The organism is Phyllobacterium phragmitis, assembly GCF_002980495.1.
Taxonomy (GTDB): Bacteria; Pseudomonadota; Alphaproteobacteria; order Rhizobiales; family Rhizobiaceae; genus Paramesorhizobium; species Paramesorhizobium phragmitis.
This window is the reverse complement of the sequence record NZ_PVBR01000010.1, coordinates 138441-163563: the sequence shown is the minus strand read 5'-3', so window position 1 is coordinate 163563 and position 25123 is coordinate 138441. Positions and strand designations below refer to the sequence as shown.

General features: G+C 60.7%; 18 protein-coding genes. 10 read left to right on the top strand and 8 right to left on the bottom strand.

Annotated features, from left to right (window positions below):
* Nucleotides 1–112: 112 nt before the first annotated feature.
* A complete protein-coding gene (gene ilvD / locus C5748_RS15260) occupies nucleotides 113–1786 on the bottom strand; it encodes a dihydroxy-acid dehydratase (RefSeq protein ID WP_105742786.1) in 1674 nt (557 codons plus the stop codon).
* Between the two features lie 257 nt (nucleotides 1787–2043).
* Here ilvD and C5748_RS15255 point away from each other — a divergent pair, with 257 nt between their 5' ends.
* The 9 genes from C5748_RS15255 (at nucleotide 2044) to C5748_RS15215 (ending at nucleotide 13963) form a co-directional block, all read left to right on the top strand.
* The gene (locus C5748_RS15255; RefSeq protein ID WP_105742785.1) at nucleotides 2044–2802 is read left to right on the top strand and encodes an SDR family NAD(P)-dependent oxidoreductase; all 759 of its coding nucleotides are present in this window, start codon (nucleotides 2044–2046) and stop codon (nucleotides 2800–2802) included.
* A 268-nt stretch (nucleotides 2803–3070) separates the two neighbouring features.
* Nucleotides 3071–6541, top strand: a complete 3471-nt coding sequence (locus C5748_RS15250) for an indolepyruvate ferredoxin oxidoreductase family protein (RefSeq protein ID WP_105742784.1) — start codon at nucleotides 3071–3073, stop codon at nucleotides 6539–6541.
* Between the two features lie 328 nt (nucleotides 6542–6869).
* Complete coding sequence (locus C5748_RS15245; protein ID WP_105742816.1) at nucleotides 6870–9179, top strand: putative bifunctional diguanylate cyclase/phosphodiesterase; 2310 nt, start codon at nucleotides 6870–6872, stop codon at nucleotides 9177–9179.
* Between the two features lie 161 nt (nucleotides 9180–9340).
* Nucleotides 9341–10090, top strand: a complete 750-nt coding sequence (locus C5748_RS15240) for an N-acyl amino acid synthase FeeM domain-containing protein (RefSeq protein ID WP_105742815.1) — start codon at nucleotides 9341–9343, stop codon at nucleotides 10088–10090.
* Nucleotides 10091–10184: 94 nt separating this feature from the next.
* Nucleotides 10185–10331 (top strand): DUF3096 domain-containing protein, encoded by a 147-nt coding sequence (locus C5748_RS15235; protein ID WP_105742783.1) that lies wholly within the window; start codon nucleotides 10185–10187, stop codon nucleotides 10329–10331.
* A gap of 126 nt (nucleotides 10332–10457) precedes the next feature.
* On the top strand, nucleotides 10458–10679 hold the full coding sequence (locus C5748_RS15230) for an aa3-type cytochrome c oxidase subunit IV (RefSeq protein WP_105742782.1): 222 nt from the start codon (nucleotides 10458–10460) through the stop codon (nucleotides 10677–10679).
* A gap of 178 nt (nucleotides 10680–10857) precedes the next feature.
* Nucleotides 10858–12135, top strand: a complete 1278-nt coding sequence (locus C5748_RS15225) for a Re/Si-specific NAD(P)(+) transhydrogenase subunit alpha (protein WP_105742781.1) — start codon at nucleotides 10858–10860, stop codon at nucleotides 12133–12135.
* Complete coding sequence (locus tag C5748_RS15220) at nucleotides 12135–12554, top strand: NAD(P) transhydrogenase subunit alpha part 2 (RefSeq protein ID WP_105742780.1); 420 nt, start codon at nucleotides 12135–12137, stop codon at nucleotides 12552–12554. Before C5748_RS15225 ends, C5748_RS15220 begins: the two co-directional genes overlap by 1 nt.
* An 11-nt stretch (nucleotides 12555–12565) precedes the next feature.
* Nucleotides 12566–13963, top strand: coding sequence for an NAD(P)(+) transhydrogenase (Re/Si-specific) subunit beta (locus C5748_RS15215; RefSeq protein WP_105742779.1), 1398 nt, complete (start codon nucleotides 12566–12568; stop codon nucleotides 13961–13963).
* Nucleotides 13964–14150: 187 nt separating this feature from the next.
* Here C5748_RS15215 and C5748_RS15210 read toward each other — a convergent pair whose 3' ends face one another.
* The 4 genes from C5748_RS15210 to C5748_RS15195 form a co-directional block, all read right to left on the bottom strand.
* Entirely contained in the window at nucleotides 14151–15506 is a 1356-nt protein-coding gene (locus tag C5748_RS15210; protein WP_105742778.1) for an acetoin dehydrogenase dihydrolipoyllysine-residue acetyltransferase subunit, read from the bottom strand.
* A gap of 3 nt (nucleotides 15507–15509) precedes the next feature.
* Nucleotides 15510–16508: an alpha-ketoacid dehydrogenase subunit beta gene (locus tag C5748_RS15205; protein WP_105742777.1), complete on the bottom strand. Its 999-nt coding sequence runs from the start codon at nucleotides 16506–16508 to the stop codon at nucleotides 15510–15512.
* Nucleotide 16509: 1 nt separating this feature from the next.
* Nucleotides 16510–17553 carry a thiamine pyrophosphate-dependent dehydrogenase E1 component subunit alpha gene (locus C5748_RS15200; protein WP_105742776.1) on the bottom strand — a complete coding sequence of 348 codons (1044 nt, stop codon included), beginning with the start codon at nucleotides 17551–17553 and terminating at the stop codon, nucleotides 16510–16512.
* 119 nt (nucleotides 17554–17672) lie between these two features.
* Nucleotides 17673–18992, bottom strand: a complete 1320-nt coding sequence (locus tag C5748_RS15195) for an NAD(P)H-dependent oxidoreductase (protein WP_105742775.1) — start codon at nucleotides 18990–18992, stop codon at nucleotides 17673–17675.
* Between the two features lie 492 nt (nucleotides 18993–19484).
* Here C5748_RS15195 and C5748_RS15190 point away from each other — a divergent pair, with 492 nt between their 5' ends.
* Nucleotides 19485–19958: a MaoC family dehydratase gene (locus C5748_RS15190; protein WP_105742774.1), complete on the top strand. Its 474-nt coding sequence runs from the start codon at nucleotides 19485–19487 to the stop codon at nucleotides 19956–19958.
* Nucleotides 19959–20059: 101 nt separating this feature from the next.
* On the opposite strand, the gene C5748_RS15185 is transcribed toward C5748_RS15190, so the two are convergent.
* The 3 genes from C5748_RS15185 to C5748_RS15175 all read right to left on the bottom strand — a co-directional run bounded on the left by C5748_RS15185 (nucleotide 20060) and on the right by C5748_RS15175 (nucleotide 25121).
* Nucleotides 20060–21250 carry an alpha/beta hydrolase gene (locus C5748_RS15185; protein ID WP_105742814.1) on the bottom strand — a complete coding sequence of 397 codons (1191 nt, stop codon included), beginning with the start codon at nucleotides 21248–21250 and terminating at the stop codon, nucleotides 20060–20062.
* 276 nt (nucleotides 21251–21526) lie between these two features.
* On the bottom strand, nucleotides 21527–22102 hold the full coding sequence (locus tag C5748_RS15180; protein WP_105742773.1) for a sarcosine oxidase subunit gamma: 576 nt from the start codon (nucleotides 22100–22102) through the stop codon (nucleotides 21527–21529).
* A complete protein-coding gene (locus C5748_RS15175; RefSeq protein WP_105742772.1) occupies nucleotides 22095–25121 on the bottom strand; it encodes a sarcosine oxidase subunit alpha in 3027 nt (1008 codons plus the stop codon). The genes C5748_RS15180 and C5748_RS15175 overlap by 8 nt, the downstream gene beginning before the upstream one ends.
* Between the last annotated feature and the right edge of the window lie 2 nt (nucleotides 25122–25123).

Sequence of the window (25123 nt, the reverse complement as noted above, 5' to 3'; positions counted from 1 at the left end):
GTTTTGATGCTTCGATAACAGCGAAGGTCAGTTCCATCAACCTTGTAAGCAATAACACTTTGGATCGAGACAATTTTATTGCGCATTGTTGCGTTTACCGTCTCCTTTGGCCCTAACCGGTAACGGCGCCCTCGCTGGCGGGCCTTGCCAGTTGCGCGAATTTCGCCAGCACGCCTCTGATATAGCGCGGCGGCGGCTGCCGCCATTCTCCGCGCCGGCGTTCGATCTCGGCTTCGTCGACCTCGAGCTGCAGAAGTTGCTTTTTGGCATCTATAGTGATGGTGTCGCCTTCCCTGACAAGTGCAATAGTGCCGCCTTCAAAGGCCTCCGGCGTGACATGGCCGACGACCATGCCCCACGTGCCGCCCGAAAAGCGGCCATCCGTGATGAGGCCTACGCTGTCGCCAAGGCCGCGCCCGATGATCGCCGAGGTGGGGCTGAGCATTTCCGGCATGCCCGGGCCGCCCTTCGGTCCGAGGTAGCGCAGCACCAGCACGTCGCCCGGCCTGATCTTGTCGGAGAGGATGGCGTCCATTGCCGAGGTCTCGTCGTCGAAGACCCGCGCCGGACCGCTGATGACGGAGCTCTTCAGTCCGGTGATCTTGGCAACCGCGCCTTGCGTTGCGAGATTGCCCTTGAGGATCGCCAGGTGCCCCTCCTTGTAGAGCGCTTCGCTTATCGGGCGGATCACCGTCTGATCGGCGGATGGTTCATCCGGCACGTGCTCGAGTTCTTGGGCCAGCGTGCGTCCGGTGATGGTCAGGCAATCGCCATGCAGGAGACCGGCATTGAGAAGGATCTTCAGCACCTGCGGAATGCCGCCCGCCCGGTGCAGGTCGACCGCCATATAGCTGCCGGAGGGCTTGAGGTCGCAGATGACGGGAACCTTGCGGCGCATGCGCTCGAAATCGTCCAGCGTCCATTCTATTTCCGCCGCATGCGTAATGGCGAGATAGTGCAACACGCCATTGGTGGAACCGCCTGTCGCCATCATCAGCGCCACGGCGTTCTCGACCGATTTGCGGGTGATGATGTCGCGTGGCTTGATGCCCGTTTTCACGGCCTCGACCAGCACTCTCGCGGATTCCGCCGTGCTCTCTATCTTTTCGGGATCGGGGTTGGCCATGGTCGAGGAATAGAGCAACGACATGCCAAGGGCTTCGAAAGAGGAGCTCATGGTGTTGGCGGTATACATGCCGCCGCAGGAGCCGGTCGACGGGCAGGCATTGCGTTCAATGCCTTCGAAATCCTCCTGGCTCATCCGGCCAGCCATATAGGAGCCCACTGCCTCGAAGGATGAGACGATGGAAAGATCCTTCCCCTTCCAGCGGCCGGGCTTGATGGTGCCGCCATAGACATAGATGGCCGGAACGTTGGTGCGTGCGATCGCCATCATGCCGCCGGGCATATTCTTGTCGCAGCCGCCCAGGACGAGCACGCCGTCCATCCATTGGCCCTGTACGCAGGTTTCGATGCAGTCGGCGATCACCTCGCGGGAAATGAGCGAATATTTCATACCCTCCGTGCCCATGGCCATGCCGTCGGAGATGGTGGGCGTTCCGAATATCTGTGGATTGGCGCCGGCCTTCCTGGCGGCGGCGACCGCCACATCGGCCAGCGGCTGCAGACCCGCATTGCACGGCGTAATCGTCGAATGCCCGTTGGCGATGCCGATCATCGGCTTGTCGAAATCGGCCTTCTCATAGCCCAGGGCATAATACATCGCCCGATTGGGTGATCGGGCCACGCCCTCGGTTATGTGCTTCGATCGCTCGTTGTAAGGCATGAGCCGGCTCCTTCCTCATCCGTTACGAGGCCGTTTGACGGGCCGTGCGTCAGTTTATCTGTCATCATAGAGAACTATACCGATGCAGTCTCGCCATTCCGTCAGCAGGGAATAGTTATGCCGGGGAAAGACCGAACTATCTCCGCATGGTCCGGCAAAGGTCGGCGCCTTGCAGTTGTCACGATAGATTGCAGCCTCTAAGAATGGATTCGTGAATCCTTCAGTCGAGCCTCGAATTTTCAAGCGTGTGACCGTTCATGACCGATGAAGCACTTCTTTCCGTTGCCGGGAAAACCATAGCGGTGACGGGCGGTTCTTCAGGCCTGGGATTGCGGATGGTCGAGGTGCTTTCAAGGCGTGGCGCCAATGTGATCTCGATTTCCCGCACGCAGGCACCCGTGCGCCACAGCCTGGCGGGTTGCGGCGAGATCATCGATATCATGGCCGATGTGACATGTGCCGACGAGGTGAAGCGCGCCTTCGACGAAGCGGAAGCGCAGCTCGGGACGGTGACGGCCGTCTTCAACAATGCCGGCGTGGCGCAGATGGCGCGGGCACTCGATACGACGCGGGAAATGCTCGAACGTGTCTTCGAGGTCAATGTCGCCGGGGCATTCTGCGTGGCGCAGGAAGCCGCCAGACGATTGATCGCCGCGGGATGCGGCGGGACGATTATCAACATGACGAGCATTCTCGCGGAAAGGCCGTTGAAGGGGGCTGCCGCCTACTCGATGTCCAAAGCCGCGATTTCACAGATGACGCGGGCGCTGGCGCTCGAATGGGCCTGCCATGATATCCGCGTCAATGCGATCGCACCTGGCTGGTTTCCGACCCGGATCAACGAAGCGGTGCTCGAAGGGCCGGCCAGCGGCTTCCTCAAAGGACGCAACCCGATGCGCAGGCTCGGCGAGACGCAGGATCTCGATGGTGCGGTGCTGATGCTCGCCTCCGATGCGAGCCGCTACATGACCGGGACGATCATCACCGTCGATGGCGGGCACAGCCTCCAGGGCTGATTTACGAATCGCCTGAAAATCGGGTGAAAACGCCGGCGTAACGCCGTTGCGTTTGAACGCCTTCTCAAGACGTAAACTGACCGGAAAAGCTCCAGAAAATGGCGCTTCTTTCGCTATTGCGCTGCACAAACGAATTTGTTTGACGCGAGGGCTCGGCACACCAACATTGATATTATGGATGGCGGCACGGGCGATATTCGGGAGGTGCCGCCGGCGCCCGCCCGGACCGGCCTTTCAGGCATCGGTCGTCGGGCATGGAGGAACGCCGATGACCATGCATGACATAACGCTAGACGACAAATACGACCTGACGCGGGAGCGCATTTTCGTATCCGGTCCGCAGGCGGTCATCCGTATGCTGCTGATGCAGCGTGAACGCGACCGTCTCGCCGGATTGAACACGGCAGGATTCATCTCGGGCTATCGCGGTTCGCCGCTGGGCGGTCTCGACCAGCAATTCTGGAAAGCGCGCCAGCAATTGGAGAAAGCCGATATCCTGTTCCAGCCGGGGCTGAACGAGGAATTGGCCGCGACCGCCTGCTGGGGCACGCAACAGGCCAATGTCACGGGCGAGGGCAAGCATGACGGGGTGTTCTCCGTCTGGTACGGCAAGGGGCCGGGCGTCGATCGTTCAGGCGACGTGTTCCGCCATGCCAATCTTGCGGGTTCCGCCAGACATGGTGGCGTTCTGGCGCTGATGGGCGACGATCACACCGCCGAATCCTCCACCAATGCGCATCAGACGGAATTCCTTTTCGTCGATACGATGGTCCCCATCCTCAACCCCGCAGGTGTCCAGGAAATCATCGACTATGGACTTTACGGCATAGCGCTATCGCGTTTCGCGGGGACATGGACGGCGTTCAAATGCGTGAAGGACAACATCGAATCGACGGCGTCGGTCGATGTCTCGCTTGAGCGCACGAATATCATCCTGCCGGAGTTCGACATGCCGTCAGGCGGTCTCAATATCCGCAACGAACTCGATTTCCTGGCGCAGGAAGCTCGGCTGCATGAATATAAGCGTGGCGCGGCGGCGGCTTTCGTCCGCGCCAACAAGCTGAACCGCATCATCTATTCAGGCGGGCGCAAAGCCAAGCTCGGCATCATCACGGTCGGCAAGAGCTATCTCGACGTACGCCAGGCGCTCGACGATCTGGGTGTCGACGAGCATCGCGCGCAGCAAATGGGCATCCGGCTTTTCAAGGTTGCATGCCCATGGCCGCTCGATCTCGAACATATCAAGGATTTCGCCCGCGGGCTCGAAACCATCATCGTGGTCGAGGAGAAGCGTTCGCTGATCGAGGTGCAGGTTCGCGAGGATCTCTACGGCACCGCCATGCAGCCGACGGTGGTGGGCAAGAAGGACGAACGCGGCGCCTGGCTTTTCCCGGTGAAAGGGGCTCTCGACCCGAATGACATCGCCATCGCGGTCGGCGAACGCATCCTCAAGGTGATCGGCCATTCCGACGAGATCGCCGACCGGATTTCGCGATTGCGGCAGTTCCAGGCGATGCTTGCGGATACCAAGGACATTGCAGGGCGCACGCCTTATTATTGCTCGGGGTGCCCACATAACATTTCGACCGTGGTGCCCGAAGGGTCGCGCGCTTCGGGCGGTATCGGCTGCCACATCATGGCGCTGTGGATGGACCGCCAGACGGTCGGTTTTACCGCGATGGGTGGCGAGGGCGCGAACTGGGTCGGCGAGGCGCCATTCTCGAAACGTCCGCATATTTTCCAGAACCTTGGCGACGGCACCTACAATCATTCGGGCATTCTGGCGCTTCGCTTTGCGCTCGCGGCGGGCACGAACATCACCTACAAGATCCTTTACAATGATGCGGTCGCCATGACCGGCGGTCAGCCGCATGAGGGTGGGCTGACGGTCGATGCCATCGCGAGGCAGGTACGCGCCGAAGGCGTCGAGCGGATTGCGCTCGTTACCGACGAACCGGGCAAATACGACCGTTCCATCGTTTTCCCTGACGGGATGACCATCCATCATCGCGACGATCTCGACGCGGTGCAGCGGAGCTTACGCGAGGTGAAGGGCGTTTCGGTGCTGCTCTACGACCAGACCTGCGCCGCCGAAAAGCGCAGACGCCGCAAGCGCGGCACCTATCCCGATCCCGACAAGCGCGTCATCATCAACGAGCTTGTCTGCGAGGGCTGCGGCGATTGCGGTGTAAAATCCAATTGCGTGTCCATCCAGCCGACCGAGACCGAATTCGGCCGCAAACGCCGCATCGACCAGTCCGGGTGCAACAAGGACTTTTCCTGCGTCAACGGCTTCTGCCCGTCATTCGTCACCGTGCATGGGGCGAAACTGCGCAAGGCGGAAGGCACTGTCGGCGATGCCGATCCGTTGGAAGGCGTGCCGCCTGCCCGGATGGCGGATCTCAGGCATGGCTGGGCCGCTATCATCGACGGTGTCGGCGGCACAGGTGTCGTAACGGTCGGAGCCGTTCTCGGCATGGCGGCGCATCTGGAAGGCAAGGGCTGCGGCATGATCGACATGGCCGGCCTCGCCCAGAAAGGCGGCTCCGTCTTCAGCCACGTCCGCATCGCCAAGTCGCCTGCGGATATCCATTCGATCCGGGTTTCGGCGGGCAAGGCCGATCTGATTCTCGGATGCGATCTCGTGGTATCGGGCGCGAAAAAGGTTCTGGCGAGCGTGCGGCGCGGCGAGACCATCTTCGTCGTCAACACCGCCGAAATCATGCCCGGCGAATTTACCCGCAATGCCGATTTCTCATTGCCGGTCGAGCGGCTGAAGCGGGCGATCCGCGACGCCGCGGGCGATGACAAGGCGCATTTCTTCGATGCGACGAAGGCGGCGAACGCATTGTTCGGCAATGCCATCGGCGCCAACATGTTCATGCTGGGCTTTGCCTGCCAGGAGGGCGGCCTGCCGATCTCGGCCGATGCCGTTGAACAGGCGGTGCGGATGAATGGCCAGGCCGTCGACATGAACATCGCGGCATTCCGCTGGGGACGGCGCGCGGCGCATGATCCGCAAAGCGTGCAGAAACTGATCGACCAGGTGAAGGGCGGGGAGGACCAGCCCACGGCGCAGACGCTCGACGAGATCATTGCACGGCGTGCCGCTTTCCTGTCCGATTATCAGGATGCGGCCTATGCGAAGCGTTATCTGGACCAGGTCGAGGATCTGCGTCGGCACGAGGCGACGGCCGAGCCGGGCTCGACCGTCCTTACCGAGGCCGTCGCCCGCAATCTGTTCAAGCTGATGGCGATCAAGGACGAATATGAGGTGGCGCGGCTTTATACCGACGGTTCCTTCGCAAAACAGCTTTCACGTGAATTCGAGAGCTACGACCGGTTGGAGTTCCATTTGGCGCCGCCATTGCTGGCAGGGAAAAATGCACAGGGCGAGCCGGTGAAGTTGCGCTACGGTCCATACATGATGCGTGCCTTTTCGCTGCTTGCCCGGCTGAGGCGGTTGAGGGGCACAGCCTTCGATCCATTCAGCTATCTCGCAGAGCGGAAGATGGAACGCGAATTGCTGGTGCAATACGAAGCCGATCTCGCGATGATCAAAGGATGGATCGGCAAGCGCGATCTGAATGAGCTCAGCGATTTCGCGTCCTATCCATCAGCTATTCGCGGCTTCGGGCATATCAAGCAGAAGAGCCTGGAGCATGTCATGCGTGTGCGTGATGATTTCCTGCAGGGGCGCGCGAAGGAAACGGCGCCGATTGCCGTGGCGGCGGAATAGGTCCCTCTTCGCTCGATCGGGATTCCGCCGGTGAACCTGACCGGTTTTCCATTTGAAATTAAAGGGTTAGAGAGCCTCACCGGTTGCGTCGCAATCGGGGGTTCCGCTGTGGAAATCCAAAAACCCACTGGTAGTTGTTGGCAAAAGCTTGGACGTTGCCAGAGGGGCTGTATGCTGCAATAGTATATTGGGGCATTATAGGGATGGCAAAGTATAGCCATATTCAATTCTTGGTGGCAGTCATTTGCAACTTATGGTTCATTTTTGAGAAATATATTATTAAGCCATTGCTGTAATAATGTTCCGAGGAAAGGGACGTATATCGAATATGGCTGGCCGCCGCAGAACAGAAATTCCACCTGATATCCGTCTCTCCTTTGTGCGATCGCTCTACGGAAATCGCGCAACGCTGTGGTTCGGAATGCTTGCCCATGTGATCGCTTGCGCGGTCATTTATCTGAAGACCGGCAATGCTTCGTTCATCGTCTTTGCCGGCATATTCACGGCCGTAGCCCTCGCGCGTCTTTTCGACATGAGCCGGTTCGACCGGGCATCTCTGACCAATCCGACGCATGAGCAGCTCAACAAGTGGGAATTACGCTATCTTCTCGGCGCCTCGGCCGTATGTACCCTGTTGGGGACGATGTGCTTTTTCAGCACTTACGTCGTCAAGGATTCATTCGCCGAGCTTGCCAGCCTTTCAATCCTGCTGGCGTCCGTTGTTTCGATCGTCGGCCGCAATTATGCATCGCGCGCCGCCGTCATCGTCATGTCGGCATGCAGCCTCATTCCTGTTCTGGCAGGGTTTGTGCTGGCGGGCAGTACATTCCACATGATCATCGGTTTCCTGCTCATTCCCTACTTCCTGAGCAATATTCAGATGGCGAACGGCCTGCGGGAGTTCCTTTTTGCCGCGGTCCTGGGGCGGCGCGATCTATCGGTGGTGGCGGGACGTTTCGATGCGGCGCTCAACAATATGCCGCAGGGCCTGATCATGTTCGACGGGGACGGGAAGCTTGTCGTCGTCAACAATAAAGCGGTGTCGCTTCTGCAGATATCGCCCGATACCGATCTTGCGGGCCGCTCGCTTCAAACCGTCTTGCGTTACTGCTCGTTGCACGGGCTTTTCCCGCGCTCCAAACTGCAGAATATCCGGACGCTGGTTGACGATCTCCTGGCCGGGCGGCGCGAGCGCGACCTGTTCCAGTTTGCCGATGGCCGATATATCGAATTCAGCTGCAACCAGCGCCGCGATGAGGGCGCGGTTCTGATCTTCGAAGACGTCACCCAGCGTATCGAAGCCGAGGCGCAAATTCAGCATATGGCCCGCTATGACGGGCTTACCGGCCTGCCGAACAGGATGCATTTCGAATCTCTGGTGAAATCCCTGCTTTCGCGCAAGGCGCACGGCACGCGAATGGCTCTCCTCGTGCTCGATATCAATGACTTCAAACATGTCAACGACACGCTTGGCCATCATGTCGGCGATCAATTGCTGCAGATGCTGGCGGAACGTCTCGGGGAGATGGATCCGACGCGTTTCATTCCTTCACGCTTCGGCGGCGACGAGTTTGTGATCTTCGTTCCGGATGTCGGATCGGAAACCGATATAGCGCCGATGATGAACCAACTGCTGGAAGCCATAACCGGAGCTTACCGGCTATCGGATCACCGTGTGCAGGTCGAAGTGAATGCCGGCATAGCACTTGCTCCGGCCGCGCGCTTCGATCTCCAGAGCCTGCATATCAAGGCCGACCTGGCGCTGTACGAGGCCAAGGGAAGCGAGGACAGGGTCTGGGCGATTTTCGAGGAGGCGATGGATGTCAAATATCGCAGCCGTCAGCGCTTGAAAAATGATTTGCGTGGCGCCATTGCCAGCGGTTCGCTCAAGGTGGTCTACCAGCCGATCGTCAGCGCCCAGTCGCTTCGCATCGTCTCCTGCGAGGCGCTTTCCCGCTGGGATCATCCAGAACTCGGCCCGATCTCGCCCGCCGATTACATTCCGCTGGCCGAGGAGATGGGGATCATCACCGAGATCACGCGCTTCATGCTGGAGAGAGCCTGCGTCGATTGCCGGAACTGGGGCGACCGCATCGGCGTATCGGTCAATCTTTCGGCAATAGACCTGAAGAACAGCGAAATCACCCACATCATCGCCTCCGCCTTGAGGAATTCAGGCCTGCCGATCAATCTTCTGGAGGTCGAGGTGACGGAAAGCGCGATCATCAGCGATCGCAACAAGACCTGCAACGTGCTTCAGCAACTTAAAAATGCCGGCATAAACGTAGCACTCGACGATTTCGGAACGGGCTATTCGAGCCTCAGCTATCTCAACACGCTGCCACTCACGAAAGTCAAGGTCGATCGTTCCTTCGTCCGCGACATCACGACGGATCGGCGCTCGCTTATGCTGCTGCGCGGCGTGACCCAGCTTTCTCACGAGATGGGGCTCGGCGTTACGGTAGAAGGGGTGGAGACGCAGGAGCAGCTTGCTCTCATCAGAGGTGCTGCGGGCGCAGATCTCGTTCAGGGGTATCTGCTCGGCGCGCCGCTGCCCGCCAATGCCATTTCGACACTCATCGACAAGAGTTTTCCGTTGCCGGACGGCGGCAGGAATTTGATGCCGACAGCCATGTAATGCAGGCCCCTATTAATTGGGAGGTTCTTTCCCGGTCGTCGCTTTCCCATATCTTTCATGAATTATTGAAGAACAACTCAAATTATTCAGAACTCTTTACAGCGGGGAAAAGCTGCTTATCCTCTCCACTGATTTGGTCCGCGGTGGGGCTCGGGTGGACGATGAACGCAACAGCTATTTCGGCGGATAGTCCGCCAATTTCGAACTTTGCACGGCAGCTTCTGAATTTTCTCGACAGGGTGGAGTATCGCCGCGTCGTAGGCGCGGAAGATTTCGAGGAGATCGGGCGGCTGCGCTACCGTTCCTACATGACGCGTAACGTCATGAACGATGAATTCGACGGCGCCATCATCGACGATCTGGACCGCGACAGCCATGCCTATGTCTATGGCATGTATATCGACCGATATCTCGTCAGCACCTTGCGCATTCATCATATCACCCCGGACCACCGCAAAGGCACCAGCTACAAACTGTTTCCCGATGTTCTTGGACCCATGCTCGACAAGGGGATGAGCTTCGTGGACCCGACCCGCTTTGCCGCCGAGCCCGCGGTCTTGAGCGAATTTCCGGCAATCCCCTATCTGACATTGCGCATCGCCGCCATGGCTTCTGAATATTTCGGCGCCGATTACTGCCTTGCCGCCGTCAAGCCCGAGCACGCGGCGTTCTATAAACGGATATTCGGTTCGCAGGTGATGGCGGAGCCGAGGCAACATGAGGGATATGGCATCCCGGTTGGGCTAGGCGGTGCGCCCATCAGGGCGATCCGTGATGCGGTGGCCGTCCGCTACCCCTTCTTCAAGTCTCAGTTGCACGAACGCCGCAACATGTTCGCAAGCCTTGAAAAAGCCGGAACCGTTCCTCTCACAATTCTGCCTACAGCAAAGTATACAGGTCTCGGTGCCTGAGTCGGAAGATTCGGCACTGTGGCCGTATTTCGTTTATCCATTGCGCGCCGCTGGCGCTTGTCGGAGCGGCGTTCGACGTAATAAGGAGAAGACCATGATTTCCCAACTCGCCATCACACCGCTGATTGCCCTGATCGCCGGTATCATCATTTTGATCATGCCGCGATTCCTCAATTACATTGTGGCTTTCTATCTCATCCTCATCGGCCTTGTCGGCCTGTTTCCACAGCTTTTCAGCTAGCGTATCGGCCCGAAAGCCGGAATCCGTTTTCAGTAACAAGAAAAGGCGGGCGCGGTTACCCGTCGCATTGCACTTGCGCGGGCTTTTCGCTATTGCGTTCTCACGATTTCTGAAGGGTTTGAACACATGGCTGAACATCACGACACCGCACCGGCGGAACTGGGCGCGCCCATGGATTACGCTGAGCACGAAAAGACCTATTCCGGTTTCCTGGCGGTCGCCAAATGGGGCTCGGTAGCGGTCATCGCCGTGCTTATCGCAATGGCATTCGGGTTCTTTGTCGGCGGTTTCTTCTCCGGGACGGTTCTTTTCATCCTGATCTGCCTTGCTGCCTGGTTTTTACTTTAAAACGGTCTGTCCGTTTCGACGGGTTTCCAGGGCGGTTTGAATCGGAGAACCGCTCTCATCCATTGTCTTTGCGCAAGTCCGATGGAAACAATTCCGGTTTCGGGCCGACGCGTTAGAAAATCCATATCCGCCGCCCGAAAATCCGGGCGCGCATGAACCGGCAAGAGGGAGGACGGGCTTGGCTCAAACGATATTCATTCCCAGAGAAACGGATCCAGCCGAACCGCGCGTCGCGGCTTCGCCGGAAACGGTGAAGAAGTTCATCGGCCTCGGTTTCTCCGTTGTCGTGGAGAAAGGTGCTGGAACACTTTCGCGCATTCCCGATAGCGAGTTCGAGGCGGCTGGGGCAAAGATGGGTATTGCCGGTGACGCAAAATCGGCGGATGTGATCCTTAGGGTTCGCCGTCCTTCCCCCGCCGAACTCAAGGGCTATAAGAAGGGCGCGGTGCTCATCGCCATGCTCGACCCTTACGGCAATGAGGCGGAAGTGCGTGCGCTCGCTTCGGCGGGCTTGTCTGCCTTCACGATGGAATTCATGCCGCGCATCACGCGTGCGCAGATGATGGACGTCTTGTCGAGCCAGGCGAACCTCGCAGGTTACCAGGCGGTGATCGATGCGGCTGCGGAATATGACCGCGCCATGCCGATGATGATGACGGCGGCGGGCACGGTGCCTGCGGCCAAGGTCTTCATCATGGGCGCCGGTGTCGCCGGTCTTCAGGCCATCGCGACCGCGCGTCGTCTCGGCGCAATCGTCACCGCGACGGATGTCCGTCCGGCTGCAAAAGAACAGGTCGCATCTCTCGGCGCGAAATTCGTCGCGGTCGAGGACGACGAGTTCAAGGCGGCGGAAACCGCAGGCGGCTACGCCAAGGAGATGTCCGGGGAATATCAGGCGAAGCAGGCGGCGCTCGTCGCAGACCACATCGCCAAGCAGGACATTGTCATCACCACCGCGCTCATTCCAGGCCGCCCGGCGCCACGCCTGGTCTCAAAAGAAATGCTGGCGTCGATGCGTCCGGGTTCCATCGTGGTCGATCTGGCGGTCGAACGCGGCGGCAATGTCGAGGGTGCGCAACCGGGCAAGGTGGCGGAAATCGGTGGCGTCAAGATCATCGGCCATCTGAACGTGCCGGGACGCATCGCGGCAACGGCATCGCAGCTCTATGCCCGCAATCTCGTCGCCTTCGTCGATACGATGGTCGACAAGGAAAGCAAGACGCTGAAGATCAATTTCGACGATGAACTGGTCAAGGCAACGCTGCTTACCCGTGACGGTGCAGTGGTGCATCCGGCTTTCGCCGGGGCGTCGGATACCAAGCCAGCCGCAGCGGCTGCGAAAAAGCCCGTGGCGCGCAAGGCTGCGGCAAAGCCGGCATCAGGGACTGACGCGGCGAAGGCGCCCGCGAAGAAGGGCAGAAAACCTGCCGCACCGAAGACGGGAGGAGAGGCATAATGGCCGATACGGCACTCGATCAAGCCCTCGACGGGCTCAACCAGGCTGTGGAAGCCGTTCGCCAGGCGGCGGAAAGCGCACCCGGCGTTGCCGATGCGGCAGGCGCCGTTGCCCATGCGGCGACGGGCGGCGCGGTCGATCCATTCGTTTTCCGCTTCGCCATCTTCATCCTGTCGATCTTCGTCGGCTATTACGTCGTCTGGTCGGTGACGCCGGCACTGCACACGCCGCTGATGGCCGTCACCAACGCCATTTCGTCGGTCATCGTGGTGGGCGCACTTCTGGCGGTCGGCCTATCGGCCAGCGGCATGGCGACGGGTTTCGGCTTTATCGCGCTGGTGCTCGCCAGCGTGAACATCTTCGGCGGCTTTCTCGTCACCCAGCGCATGCTCGCCATGTACAAGAAAAAAGAAAAGTGAGGGGCTGAAACATGAGCGTCGATCTGGCAGCCTTCCTCTATCTCGTTTCCGGCGTGCTTTTCATTCTGGCATTGCGCGGCCTTTCGCATCCCACGACCAGCCGTCAGGGCAATCTCTACGGCATGATCGGCATGGGTATCTCGATCATCACCACACTTGCGCTGGCGAAGCCGAGCTTCGGCGGGCTTGGCCTGATCGTGCTCGGGATCGCCATCGGCGGCTCGGCAGGTGCCTATATCGCCAGAAGCATCGCCATGACGGCGATGCCGCAGCTGATTGCGGCCTTCCATTCGCTGATCGGCCTTGCCGCCGTTCTGGTTGCGGCGGCAGCACTTTACACGCCTCACTCCTTCGGCATCGGCGAAGTCGGCTCGATCCATGGCCAAGCGCTGATCGAAATGTCGCTCGGCGTGGCCATCGGCGCGATCACCTTCACCGGATCGGTCATAGCCTTCCTCAAGCTCGACGGTCGCATGTCCGGTAAGCCGATCATCCTGCCCGGCCGGCACATCGTCAATGCGGCGCTGGCCATCGCCATCGTCGTGCTGGTCGCCATTCTTGTGAATACCGAAAGCCATACGGTGTTCTGGCTGATCGTCATCCTGTCGCTGGTGCTGGGCGGGCTGATTATCGTGCCGATCGGTGGCGCGGACATGCCTGTGGTCGTCTCGATGCTCAACTCCTATTCGGGCTGGGCTGCGGCGGGCATCGGCTTCACGCTGGGCAATCTGGCGCTGATCATCACCGGCGCGCTGGTCGGCTCGTCGGGCGCCATCCTGTCCTACATCATGTGCAAGGGCATGAACCGCTCGTTCATCTCGGTCATCCTCGGCGGCTTTGGCGGCGAAACCGCCGGCCCGGCGGGCGAGGTCGAGCAGCGTCCGGTCAAGCAGGGCTCGGCCGAGGATGCGGCCTTCATCATGAAGAATGCTTCCAAGGTCATCATCGTGCCCGGCTACGGCATGGCGGTTGCGCAGGCGCAGCACGCGCTGCGGGAGATGGCCGACAAGCTCAAGGCGGAAGGCGTCGAAGTCAAATACGCCATCCACCCGGTCGCGGGCCGCATGCCCGGCCACATGAACGTGCTCCTGGCGGAAGCCAACGTGCCCTATGATGAGGTGTTCGAGCTGGAAGACATCAACTCGGAATTCGCGCAGGCCGACGTCGCCTTCGTCATCGGCGCGAATGACGTGACCAATCCGGCGGCGAAGACCGACCCGAAATCACCGATCTACGGCATGCCGATCCTCGATGTGGACAAGGCCGGTACGGTGCTGTTCATCAAGCGCGGCATGGGCTCGGGCTATGCAGGCGTGGAGAACGAACTGTTCTTCCGCGATAATACGATGATGCTGTTTGCCGACGCCAAGAAGATGGTGGAGAACATCGTCAAGGCGTTGGATCACTGAGGGTTTGGCGACCTTCCAGCTTATGAAAGGCGGTCTCCATGGGGCCGCCTTTTTGCTGACGGGCCTTCGTCCTCGCGGTTCGAGGCTGCGTTTCCCATCTCAGCATGAGTGTGAAGGCGCTTGGCGCTATGGCCAAAAAAGCCCCGCATAGAGCGAGGCAAGTCTCTCGGGGTAGAATGGTTGAGCTTTACCCGGCGGCGCGGGCGAGTTCCTGGATGATCTTCAAGACCTGTTCACGGCGTTCGAGCTGCGGCATGTGGCGGGTTGCGGCGAAGATGTGGACGGCGATCTCGCCGGGGAGGCCGGCCGTATGCGTGGCCGGAATGATGCGGTCGGCCGCGCCGAAGATCACCCGTACCGGGAGACGCAGAGAGGCGAGGGCCGGGCGGATATCGAAGGTCTGGGTGCCGTCGGCGAAATAGCTGTCGATGATCGCCTTCTGCGCGGCGCGCAATCCCTCGTCGGCGCTCTGGGCGAGCGTGGCGTTGACGAAGGGCCTGGTGAGCTGGCTTTCGTCCGCGACGAGTTGCTTCAGCCAGGGCATGAGGCTCGCCTCACTTCTCGCCCTGACGAAGCCTTCCAGGAATGCGCCGTTGATTTCAGGGCCGAGACCGGCGGGGGAGATCAGCACCAGCCCGCGTATATCGGCATTGCTCTGCGCGGCAAGCGTTGCGGCGACTGCGCCGCCGAAGGAATGGCCGACGAGGATGAAGGAGCCGATCTGGTTGGCCTCCAGCGTGCGCTCGACCGCTTCGGCGATGGCACCGAGGCTTTCGGGGATATCGCGCGGCGAGCCGCCATGACCGGGAAGGTCGATCGCCAGAACGGGGCTGTCGAGCTGCACGCCGGCGAGGAGCGGGCGCCAGCTGTTGAGATCCGCGCCGAAGCCGTGGATGAGCACGACAGGCATTGCCGGAGCCGCGCCTCTGCCCTGGCGCAGCCATGCCGCGTGGAGGGGTGCGGCTGCCGCTGGAGCCTCAGGTTTGGCGGATGGCGCCGACATGGCAATATTTGCTTCGATATCCTTGCGGGTGATGCGGCCTTTCGGCCCGCTACCGGAAATTTCGGAAAGCTTCAGCCCGGCATCGGCAGCAAGACGGCGGGCAAGCGGCGTGGCGCGCGGGGCTTCCTTTTCACCCGGCTCGCTCTGCGAGCCACCCCGCCGGGGAGAGGGGATGTTGCCATCTCCGTCAATTCCCTTCTCCCCAGCGGGGAGAGGGTGGCCCAAAGGGTCGGATGAAGGGGGCTTCCCTGCCGAATGCAGTGGCTCTGTCAAAGAGGGGGATACCGGGCTGTATTCCTCGCCCTCGGCAAAAATCCATGCCACGGCCTGGCCGACCGGCACCGTCGCGCCTTCGGCGGCGGAGACGTCGCGCAAGATGCCGCTGGCGGGGGCGTCGATCTCCATGGCCGCCTTGTCGGTCTCGATCTCGAACAGGAGTTGGCCCTTGGTCACCGCATCGCCATCGTGAGCGTACCAGCGGGAAATCCGGCCGGTCTCCATATCCATGTCGACCTTGGGGAGGATGACTTCGACGGGCATCGCTCAGCGCACTCCGTTGACGAGATCGCGGGCGCTCTTGAGGATATCCGGCACCTGCGGCACCGCGGCCTTTTCCAGCTCTGGGTTATAGGGAATAGGCGTTTCCGCGCCGCCGAGGCGCACGATCGGCGCGTCGAGAAAATCGAAGGCATCGCTCTCGGCGATCATGGCGCTGACTTCCGCGCCGACGCCGAGCGTCTTGACGCCCTCATAGACGCAGATCAGCCGCGAGGTCTTCTTGACGCTTGCGATGATCGTCTCGCGGTCCATCGGGCGTACGGTGCGAAGATCGATCACCTCGGCAGCAATGCCCTCAGAGGCGAGCGTTTCCGCTGCTTCCAGCGCCTTATGGACCATGATCGCGGTGGCGACGATGGTGACGTCCTTGCCCTCGCGGCGGATCTCGGCCTTGCCGATCGGCGTCGTGTAATAGCCTTCCGGCACCGGGCCTTTCATCTTGTAGAGCAGCTTGTGCTCGAAGATCATGACGGGATCGGGGTCCTCGATGGCAGCGAGCAGCAGGCCCTTGGCGTCGTGCGGTGTTGCCGGCTGCACGACTTTCAGGCCCGGGACATGGCCGAGCCATGCCTCGATGCTCTGGCTGTGCTGTGCCGCAGCACCCGTGCCTGAACCGGCGGGAAAGCGCATGACCAGAGGAACGGAGACCGCGCCGCCCAGCATATAGCGCATCTTGGCGGCCTGGTTGACGATCTGCTCCATGGCGAGCGCGGCGAAATCGGAGAACTGGAATTCGAAGATCGGACGCATGCCCGTTAGCGCCGCGCCGACGGCGACGCCGGCACCGCCGAGCTCGGAGATCGGCGTGTCCATGACGCGGTCCTCGCCGAAACGATGGACAAGATCACCCGTCACCTGGAAAGCGCCGCCATAGACGCCGATATCCTCGCCCATCAGGAAAACGCGCTCGTCCCTTTCCATGGCAATCGCCATGGCTTCCTGAATGGCCTGGGCGTAGCTCAGTTCGCGGATCGTCGTATCCATTTCAGGCAAGGTCCGTATAAACGTCGCGGGTCAGGCCTGCGAGGTCGGGGGCGGGGCTCGTCTTGGCGAATTCGATGGCCGCTTCGATCTCGCGTTCGACATCGGTGCGGATCGCCTCGATCCCGGCTGCGTCGATGACACCATATTCCTGCATCTGCGCTTCGAAGAGCTGGATCGGGTCGCGATTGGCGATCCAATCCTCGATCTCCTCCTTGGTGCGATAGCGGTTGCGGTCGCTCTTGGAATGGCCGCGATGACGATAGGTCTTGCATTCGATCAGGGTCGGGCCTTCGCCATGGCGGGCGCGCTCGACCGCCGCATGGGAGGCTTCGGCCACATCCGACAGATCGTTGCCGTCGACGATGACGCCCGGCATCGCGTAAGCTGCGGCCCGGTCCGCGACATTGGCGACGGCGGTGGAGCGCCTGGTCGAGGTGGACATGCCGTAGCCATTGTTCTCGCAGACGAAAATGACCGGCAATTTCCAGACCGACGCCATGTTCAGCGCTTCGTGGAACGCGCCTTCATTGTTGGCTCCGTCGCCGAAATAGGAGACGACGACGCGGCCGGTTTTCAGTTTTTTCATCGAAAGGGCGGCGCCGACGGCGATGGGAATGCCGCCGCCGACGATGCCGTTGGCACCGAGATTGCCCTTGGACACGTCGGCGATGTGCATCGATCCGCCGCGGCCACGGCAATAGCCGGTTTCCTTGCCGAAGAATTCGGCGAACATCCTGGAGACTTCCGCCCCCTTGGCAATGCAATGGCCGTGGCCGCGATGGGTGGAGGTGATCATGTCGTCATCAGTGAGGGGAAGCGAGATGCCGACGGCGCTCGCTTCCTGGCCGATGGAAAGATGCATCGTGCCATGGATGAGGCCGCGGGTGTAGCTTTCCTCAGCTCCTTCCTCGAAGCGGCGGATCAGATACATCTTGCGCAGCGCTTGCCCGAGCTCACCGGGCGAATAGTGCCGGAAGGCGAAGGGCAGATTATGCCTTCCTTCCTCGGCCTTCGGTTTTGCTTGTGCGATGATCTTATCACCCATGTCGAGGCGCTCCCTCACTTTAATAGAAGCGCTGGCGACAGCGCTCCTCTGGCCATCCCTCCCGTCGTCATCCTCGGGTCAAGCCCGAGGATGACGGGGCTAGGACGGTTGGCAAACCGCTAGCCCCCGTCCACCAGCCTGTCCTGGCGGGAACGCAGTTCGGCGATCTTCGATCCCGGCATGACGGCGGCGTTCTCGTAGGTGATGAGTTCACCTTTTTTTATCGGCGCAGTGACGGAGCCGCGTTCCAGCAAGCCGCAGGGGATGGCCTTGGCGGCGCGGGCTTCGGGTACGGTCATGATCCAGGCGCGATAGGAATATTCGCCGATGGCATCGAGCTTGTCGCCGGGCTTCAAATCCTTCTTGGCGACGGCGCAGACTTCGGCAACGGGCTTTGCCAGCGGCACCATGTCGGGCTTGCCGTAGAGCACGACGCGGGCGCAGGTCAGCGGTACTTCCAGCGAGGTCAGATGGTAGGGCCGGTGGAAGGTGAAGTAGGGGCCGTGACCCATCTTCAGATCTTCCATGCGCTCGCGAATGCGCGGATGCGACATGTCGGCGATGACGAAGACGCCGGGCGCCACGCCCTTGCCGATCGAATAATCGACGACGCCGACCTTCGACAGCACGCCGCCATCCTTTACCGGGATCAGTGTCTTGTTGAGTTCGCTCACCGTGGCCGTAGGGCCATGCATGCCCGGCTTGTCGGGGACGAGGCCGGTGGCGTTGGCGATCGCCGCCATTTCCACCATGGTCTTGGAGCCGTCGACGAACTCGACCAGCATGCGCACATTCATGTTGCGGCGTTCGGCCTCCTCGGCATAGTCGTCGGGGATGGCGTCGATGTTGAGCGGGTTGTTCTTGCCCTTGCCGGCGGCGACGATCGGATGCCCCATGGCAGTGACGAATTCGATCAGTTCCATGCAGGAGGACGGCTCATCGCCGGCGCCGAGCGAATAGGTCACGCCCAGCCGGTCGGCCTCGCTTTTGAGATAGGCGCCGATGGTCACGTCGGCTTCGACATTCATCATGACGAGATGCTTGCCATGCTCCATGGCGCGCAGGCCGATCTCGGCACCAACGGCGGGCACGCCGGTCGCGTCGATCACCACGTCGATCAAATCGTTCTGGAGGATCAGGTCGGCATTGTCCGTGACGGCGACTTTGTGGCTCTCCATTGCCCTGGTCAGGTCGGAGGCGTTGGAAACTTCCTTCGCATGGCCTTCTTCCTGATAGGCGATCTCGACGGCCTTGACCGCATTGGGCACGCGCAGTTCGGAGATCGCGCCGATCTCGATGCCGGGCATGTGCGCAACGCGGGAGACGATATCCGTTCCCATTTCGCCCGCGCCGATCAGGCCGATGCGGATCGGCTTTCCACTGTCGGCGCGCGCCTGCATGTCACGTGCCAGGCCAGTCAATGCTACGTTGGTTGCCATTTGGTTCCTCCTCGAGACGCCGGTTGCGCTCGATCTATGCGCGGGCATTGCCGCTGCCTTGTTGATACAATCGCCTACTGAACATTTGTATCTTTGTCAATACCTATGTCCATTCTGGAGTCGGAATACGGGCGATGTCACGAAGAATTCATGTATGGGGGTCTCGATGAAAACTGGGATAATTGGGAAAACTGGGCTCAATCCTTTCGATCTGGTGATTTTCGATTGCGGTGGCGTGGGGATAGCGAACCACTCGCAGCTCTTGCCTATCACAATGTCTACGCGAAAAAAGGAATGCCGATATCCTATGGGATCGCGGTGCATGGTGTCGGCATGAAGTAGGCCGATATGTGATTGGCTGAATTGCCACAGTGGCGCGGCTTTTTCGCTTTATCAGGCCAGGACGTTTGTCATGTCATGGCAAATTATTAAACAGCGATTAGAAAGTTCATAGAGGAGCCCTACGGCTCCGCCCATGAGAGAAGCGGCGACATGAAAGAAGCAATTACACTGGACCAGGTGAGAGAAGCCGTCGGAACGGAGATCGGCTGTTCCGAGTGGCGGGTGGTGACGCAGGAGATGATCGACAAATTCGCTGATGCCACCGACGATCATCAGTTCATTCATGTGGACCCGGAACGGGCGGCGAAGGAAACGCCGTTCGGCGGCACCATCGCCCACGGCTTCCTGACGCTCTCGCTGCTTTCGACGCTTGCCTTCGAGGCGTTGCCGATGATCAAGGGCGCGACGATGGGTATCAATTACGGTTTCGACAAAGTGCGCTTCATGGCACCGGTCAAAAGCGGCGCGCGGGTGCGGGCGCGCTTCAAGCTGGCGGACGCCGACATCCGGCCTTCGGGCCGGGTGGTCAACCATTACGAGGTGACGCTGGAGATCGAGAATTCGCTCAAGCCTGCCTTGACGGCGACATGGCTGACGATCGCGGTGGTGGAGGTAGGGGAGTAGGGGAATAAGGGAATAGGGCAGTATGTTTATATTGCCTTTGCCTATGTGCTCAATGTTTCTTCTACTGCCCTACTGCCCTACTGCCCTACTGCCCTACTGCCCTACTGCCCTACTGCCCTATTCAGCCGTCCTTCTTCATCGAGAGGGGCGGCTTTTCCTTTGTGCGCCGTTACCAGCTCGCTGAGCGCGAAGGGGCCGTGCAGAAACATGCCGATATCATAGGCATTGCGCTTCTGTGCCCCCTTGAGAAACAGGAGGTGCATCTTGAAGAAATTGCCCTTGGCGCGTTTGTAGCGGCTTTCGTTGTGTACGTTCTTGAACCTTATCCGCGAAATGACGGGCGGATTTGTAGGCGTGATCGCCAGCGCCTCTGCGGGATCGGAACCGTAGAAATGGATGATGTCGGTCAGCGTCTGGAATTCCGCCCAGAGAACCGGCGTTTCCTGCAAAACCGTGCGGATATCCTCGCGCAGGCTTTTGGCTTTCGGATGGAAGGCGAGCATCAGCAGGCATGAGCCGATGGAAAGCAGGGAAACCGGTTGCTTTTCTAAGAGCTCGGGATGTTCACGCCTGACTTGGGCGATAGCCTCGACGGCGGGCACCGTGCCGAGGCTGTGGCCGACGATGACGGCCTCATCGGCATCGGTTTCTTTGAGCTTTTGCGCAAGAATGGCGGCGAATTCCTGTCGGCGGGCGTTGAGCTTGGGATTGCCGGCGTGGATGCGATCATAGGCGGCGGACCAATCGTCCAAGAGATAGGACAGGAAGAATTTCTTGCCCGGCCAGCGCATGAGGACGGCACCGGCGATGACGGCAAGCGGCAGCGACCATATCAGGTGCAAGGGTCCAAGACCGAGAATGAAAGGGATGGCGGCAACAAGGGCGGCAAGCCCGACAAGGGCGAGCGTCATCCCGAAAGGCCAGAGGAAGAACAGGACGAAACGCCAGCTCGTCCTGGCATAGCGCCAGAGCGTGCCGGTCAGCAGGATATCGAGAAAAGCGCGAAGCCCGGTCAGAAGCCGGACCAATGTGGGCCGTTTGGCGTAATCATCGAAGATGTCGGCGGTGCCGAACTGGCAGAACTCGACCTCTGTTTGCCAGTCAGCGCCTTGCGTCGTGAATTGCATCGCGCCGCAGCCGGCATCGCCGGTTTGCATGGGAGTGGCACTCGTGCGCGCATGCCAGAGGCGGTCGAAATCGGCAATAGCCTGCATATGCCGGCCGCGCACGGCACCCGGATGCAGGCCCTCATAGCCGGTGAAATTGAGAACGAGACGCTTTTTGACGATCATGGGAAATGGGGAATAGGGAATAGGGAGTAGGGGAGCAAGGGAATAGAGCATTTCATTTTCAGTTGGAAACGCTGGCGGGGCAGTAACCCCCCTCTGTCCTGCCGGACATCTCCCCCACAAGGGGGGAGATTAGCCTTCATGAAGGCATGTCACCAATCGCAAACGTTGCAGAATGAAGACGGAGCGTCGTGTCAGCCAATCTCCCCCCTTGTGGGGGAGATGCCTGGCAAGGCAGAGGGGGGTTGCCTCGCGCTTCCGTCAAAACAGGGAACCACTCTACAGAACAGCATCCCGTGCCGCCTCGCTCAGAAAGGTAAACGCATAATCGGAAAAAGAGCGCCAGCATTCGATGCGGAAGGCGTACTCGCCGGTGCGCCACAAGACGATCTCGATCTTGCCGAACAGCGTCCGGGAGACCGCTCCTACGGGGAAAATGGCAAGCGAAAGGTCTTGCGGGCAGCCGGCATTGATCACCGCTTCGGCGCCTAGGCCGGAAACGAGGATGGCGGTGTTGCGCTGGGAGACATCGACCGCGGAATGCAGCACCGTCACATCAGCCAGATCAGTTGTGGGATCCTTGCCGCCCGTATCGATCACCAGCCATTCGTCGGGGCCGAGCCACAAGGCAGTGCGCGCGCCCTTGGTCGTGGATGATTTCGGCTTCACCGGAAGTGTTACGCCTAGTGCTCTTGAGAGTACGTTCAGCGCATCGGGCCGGGCGCGCAATGCGGTGCGGAACGCTGGTTCGGCGGGTAATATCGAGACGATGCCCGAACTGGCATGGCGGCCGGCCAGCGGAAGCACGCGTTCGGCAATTGCGACCGCTCTGGCAGATACTGGATTCCTAGCCATTGAGGCGCTCTCCTTTTTCGTCGATGAACACGGCGCCCGTCACCTCGATCTCGATCACGCCATCGGGCATGGGCACGTAAAGCGTTTCGCCCATGCGCTTCGAGCCGTTGACGACAAGCGCCAGCGCGATGGAACGGCCGCAATTCTGCGACCAATAGGACGAGGTGACGTGGCCGATCATGGTCATCGGTATGGCCTGCTTCGGATCGGCGACGATCTGCGCGCCTTCTTCGAGCACCGTCTTCGGGTCTTTCGTCTTGAGGCCGACAAGCTGCTTGCGGCCTTCCGCTATGAGATCGGGCCGCATCAAACCGCGAATGCCGACGAAATCCGGCTTGTTCTTGCCGATGGCCCAACTCAGCCCCGCATCATGCGGCGTCACCGTGCCGTCGGTGTCCTGGCCGACGATGATGTAGCCCTTTTCGGCGCGCAAAATGTGCATGGCTTCGGTGCCGTATGGGGTCAGGCCGTGCGGCTTGCCGCTTTCGAAGATCGCTTCCCAGACGGCTTGGCCGTAATCGGCGGGCACGTTGATTTCATAGCCCATCTCGCCGGTGAACGACATGCGGAACAGCCTTGTGGGCACGCCGCAGATCCTGCCCTCGCGCACACTCATATGCGGGAAGGTTTCGGTCGAAAGGTCGATGCCCTCGACCAGCGGGGCGATGATGTCGCGCGCCTTGGGTCCCTGCACGGCGATGACCGCCCATTGTTCGGTCGTCGAGGTGATCCACACATCGAGATGCGGGAACTCGGTCTGCAGATAGTCTTCCATATGATGCATGACGCGCGGTGCGCCGCCCGTGGTCGTCGTCACATGGAAACGATCCTCCGCCAGCCGGCCAACCACGCCGTCATCATAGATGAACCCGTCTTCGCGCAGCATCACGCCGTAACGCAAGCGTCCGACGCCGAGCTTTGCCCAGGGGTTGGTGTAGAGGAGCGCGAGGAATTTCGCCGCATCGGGGCCGACGATCTCAATCTTGCCCAGCGTCGAGGCATCGAAGATGCCGGCGGCGTTGCGGACCGCCACGCATTCGCGGTCGACCGCCTTGTGCATGTCCTCGCCGGGACGGGGATAATACCACGGGCGCTTCCACTGGCCGATATCCTCGAAGATAGCATCATGCGCTTCATGCCAGGCGTGGATCGGTGTGCGGCGTGTCGGATCGAAAAGCTCATGGCGCGCATGGCTGACGATGGCGCCGAAAGTCACCGGCGTATAGGGCGGTCTGAACGTCGTCAGCCCAACCTCGGGGATCTCACGGTCCAGCGTTTCGGCGGCGATCGCCAGGCCATGCAGATTGGAGGTCTTGCCCTGATCTGTGGCCATCCCTGTGGTGGTGAAGCGCTTGACGTGCTCGATCGAATGCATGCCCTCGCGCACCGCCTGGCGGATATCCTTGGCGGTGACGTCGTTCTGGAAATCGATGAACGCTTTGACGGTGGTATCAGCGCCGGCGCCCGGCGCCGCACCGATCATGCCGCCTGTCCAGGAGGCCCCGCCGGAGGCCGCGAGTTTGGTGCCTTTGGCCTTGGAGGCAATGCCTGTTTCGCGGGCCATGCGTTCGCCTGCCGCAAGCGCCTCATCGATCGTTTCCTGCAATCCATCCGTGCCGTTGCAGGCGCCGACGGAGACGCAATCCTGGACATAGGTGCCGGGCAGGAAGCGTTCGTTTTCCTTGTCCCAGCGCACCTTGCCGCGCGATTGCGAGAAGAGATGCACGGATGGCGTCCATCCCGCCGAGTTGATCAGCGCATCGACGGCAATGGAACGGCTGCTGCCGCCGTTCTTCGGTGCTACCGTCATCGAGGAAATGCGGCGCGTGCCGCCGATTTTCTGCACGGCATGACCGGCAAGCACTTCGATGCCGAGGCTGCGCGCTTCCTCGACCAGATCGGAGGAGGGGGCATCGCGCAGATCGACGATGACAGGGACGTCGATGCCGGCGCGCTTCAGATCGATCGCTGCCGCGTAAGCCGAATCATGGGCGGTGTAAACGCCGACCTTGCGGCCGACCGCGACGCCGTAATGGTTGAGATAAGTGCGTGCGGCGGCGGCAAGCATGATGCCCGGGCGGTCATTGTCGGCGAAGACCATATGCCGCTCGATGGCGCCGGTGGCGAGAATGACGCGCCTGGCGCGCACCTGCCAAAGCCTTTCGCGCGGCAGGCCGCTGACCGGACGCGCCATATGATCGCTGATACGCTCGACCAGACCGACGAAATTCTGCGCGTAATAGCCGAAGGCGGTGGTGCGGGTGAGCACGCGGACATTGTCCATCGCTGCAAGTCGTGCAGCGGTTTCCTGCGCCCATTCATAGCCGGGCTGACCTTCGATGACGGCACCGCTTTCATAGCGCAGCGCGCCGCCGCCTTCCGCCTGCTCGTCGCAGAGGATGACCCGTGCGCCGGTTTCCGCCGCGGCAAGGGCTGCCGCGAGACCGGCTGCGCCAGCGCCGACAATTAGCACGTCGCAATGGGCGAACCGGCTGTCATAGCGATCGGGATCGGCTTCGTCGGGCGCTTCGCCGAGACCGGCCGCGGCGCGGATATTGGGTTCGTAAAGGCTCTTCCACGCAGCCTTCGGCCACATGAAGGTCTTGTAGTAGAAGCCGGCCGTGAGCAGCGGCGACAGCATGTCGTTGATGGAGCGGATATCGAGACCGAGCGACGGCCAGCGGTTTTGCGAAACGGCCTTCAGCCCGTCATAGACCTCCTGCACGGTGGCGCGGACATTGGGCTGCCTGCGCGTCCGGTCGCGCTCGATGCCGACCAGCGCGTTGGGCTCCTCAGCTCCTGCGGAGAGAATACCGCGCGGACGGTGATATTTGAACGAACGGCCGATGAGATGCACGCCATTGGCAAGAAGCGCCGAGGCGAGCGTGTCGCCTTCGAGCCCAGTGAAATGCTCGCCGTCGAAGGTGAATCGGACGGATTTTGCCGGGGTGAGGCGACCGGCGTCGGCGATGCGGTTGCTGCCTGACTTGGAATTGCCTGACTGGGAATTGAAGGACATGG